1 protein-coding gene is annotated in these 2,490 nt (G+C 32.4%); it reads right to left on the minus strand.

Annotated features, from left to right (window positions below; translation table 11 throughout):
• Positions 1-265 precede the first annotated feature (265 nt).
• Positions 266-2,293, minus strand: coding sequence for a KUP/HAK/KT family potassium transporter (locus AB6B24_RS12340; protein WP_270744488.1), 2,028 nt, complete (start codon positions 2,291-2,293; stop codon positions 266-268).
• Between the last annotated feature and the right edge of the window lie 197 nt (positions 2,294-2,490).

A 2,490-nucleotide genomic window follows, 5' to 3' on the forward strand; every position in this document is an offset into this window, starting at 1 on the left:
ATATTATTGGGAATCCCAGCTTAAATCATAGATACCGTAAGGGATTTTATTCTTTATTTAAAACTTTGCAACAGAACCCGTTCGTAACTTTGAGTTTGGAAGCAAAAGAATATTCTGACATAAAAAAGACCTCCAAATATTAGATTTTTTGTCTAACATTTAGAGATCATAAACAATTTTCAATCAGTGAGTTTTTAATTTATATAATATGATTCATAGTTTACTCTAGTCGTTAAAAATTAAATCAACTAATTAATATATGTACTTATAGATTATCTGTATATTTCTCCTCTAAGGCTCTAGAATTATTTCGCTCACTTATAGCTAAACCTGAAACTTCAGATAAAATTAAAGGGACTCTTTCTATAGTCACTTCAGAAAATTGTAAACCGAACCAACGAATAGGGGTTGCAGTAATCCTTTTAATATGCTCCTTTGTTTGAAGTACAAATCTTTCAAACGAAGGGAGTTGCTGAGCATTAACTAATTTTTCTTCAACAATAACAAATCTAAAATCTCCAACTTCACGATTTGGTGTGATACTATAACGTTGATATTGTCGATGTATACGCCCCGATTCCATTAAATCTGTTACTATGGTACGTAGATAACGGGGTACATCTTGACGCATACGAAAACCTAGGAATAAGGTAACACTTACTATGTAATCAGTCTCAAACATATCAATCTTATATTCTGAAGTATAAGGCTCATCAGTTACTCTGATATTAACAAACCAATAAACTTCTGATCGCTTTGGCTTTTTATCTAAAAGTGAATATAAAATGGAGCGATCAATCCATTCTCCATCAACTCTGCTTGTGAGATAGACAACGTTTGTTTGATAAAGATCATATGATTCATCCTTTCGAAGGATATTGAGTTGATGTTTATAACAATTGATATTTAATGATTTGATATATTTAAAAGTTAACTGGGTCGCTTTATGCCAAATTGCCATTATAAATAAAATTATTGAGGCAAAGACAACAACAATATAACCCCCATGAATAAATTTGACGATTGAAGCAACAAAAAACAGTCCTTCTACTAGAATAAATGTACTAAAAAACAATATAACAAGCATTTTTTTGATCTCTTGATGATGACTTAGATAGAAAGTCAAGAGAGTCGTTGTCATAAGCATCGTTATTGTAATAGCAAGCCCATATGCTGCCTCCATATGAGCTGAAGTTTGGAAGTAAATAACTATAAAACTTGAAGCAATCCATAGTCCTAGGTTAATTGCTGGAATATAAAGTTGTCCTACTGTTTTTCCAGGGTAGTATATTTTTAGAAGTGGAAATAATTTTAATCGTATTGCCTCTGAGACTAAAGAAAAAGACCCAGAAATCAAGGCTTGGGAAGCAATAATAGCTGCTAAGGTGGCCAAAATAACTGCAAAAATAATAATATAACTAGGCAAAATAGAGAAAAATGGATTAATCATTCCTAAATTTCTTCCCTGATTTTTAAGAATCCAAGATGCTTGGCCACAATAGGACAATAGGATACAAATTTTTACAAACGGCCAACTAATATATATATTCCCTCTTCCAACATGGCCTAGGTCTGAATAAAGTGCCTCAGCTCCAGTTGTTGCAAGAAATATTGAGCCTAAAATAAAAATACCTGATTTATTCTCTGGGCTAAAAAGAAAGTGTATAGCATAATAAGGATTAATGGCTTGTAGAATAGAGGGGGTACCGCACAAATTTATAAACCCAAAAAAGCCTAGAAAACTAAACCATATAAGCATAATTGGTCCAAATATCTTACCAACAACAGCTGTACCAAATCGTTGGATTGAAAATAGAAGAGCCAGTATAATTAAAGTTATTAAAATAACTGGAATTTGGCGCGAACCGAATGTAGTTTCGAATGCCGGAATAGTTCTCAACCCCTCAATAGCAGAAGTCACAGTTACTGCAGGAGTTAGTGCTCCATCTGAAAGCAGAGCAGCTCCTCCAATCATTGCAGGAATAATTAACCATTTAGCATATTTACGAACCAATGTAAAAAGTGAAAAAATCCCACCTTCATGGTTATTGTCTGCCCTCAGAGCAATTAACACATATTTTACGGTAGTAATTAAAGTAAGAGTCCATATGATTAATGAGATAGAACCAATGATTGATGCTTTTTCAATATGCTCAATTCCTCCCTGCGACTCTAGAATTGACTGCATTGTATAAAGAGGACTTGTCCCAATATCTCCATATATAATGCCCAATGCAACAATAAAACCTGCACTCGTGGCCTTATTAAACGAACGACTTTTTATCTGATTCATTTGTACTTCTTCAGCTTTCACTTCAAAATTGTACAAATAAGCTACTAAGTTATTGACTACATTTTTTAATAAATTAGTAGTTTATTTATTTGACCTGCTTATTCTATCACTATAATGTTTTTTTGTAAAATATTTTAGGGTTCTGTTGCAAAGTTTTAAATAAAGAATAAAATCCCTTACGGTATCTATGATTTAAT

It is taken from the genome of Lactococcus sp. AK05 (assembly GCF_041026685.1).
Taxonomy (GTDB): Bacteria; Bacillota; Bacilli; order Lactobacillales; family Streptococcaceae; genus Lactococcus; species Lactococcus lactis.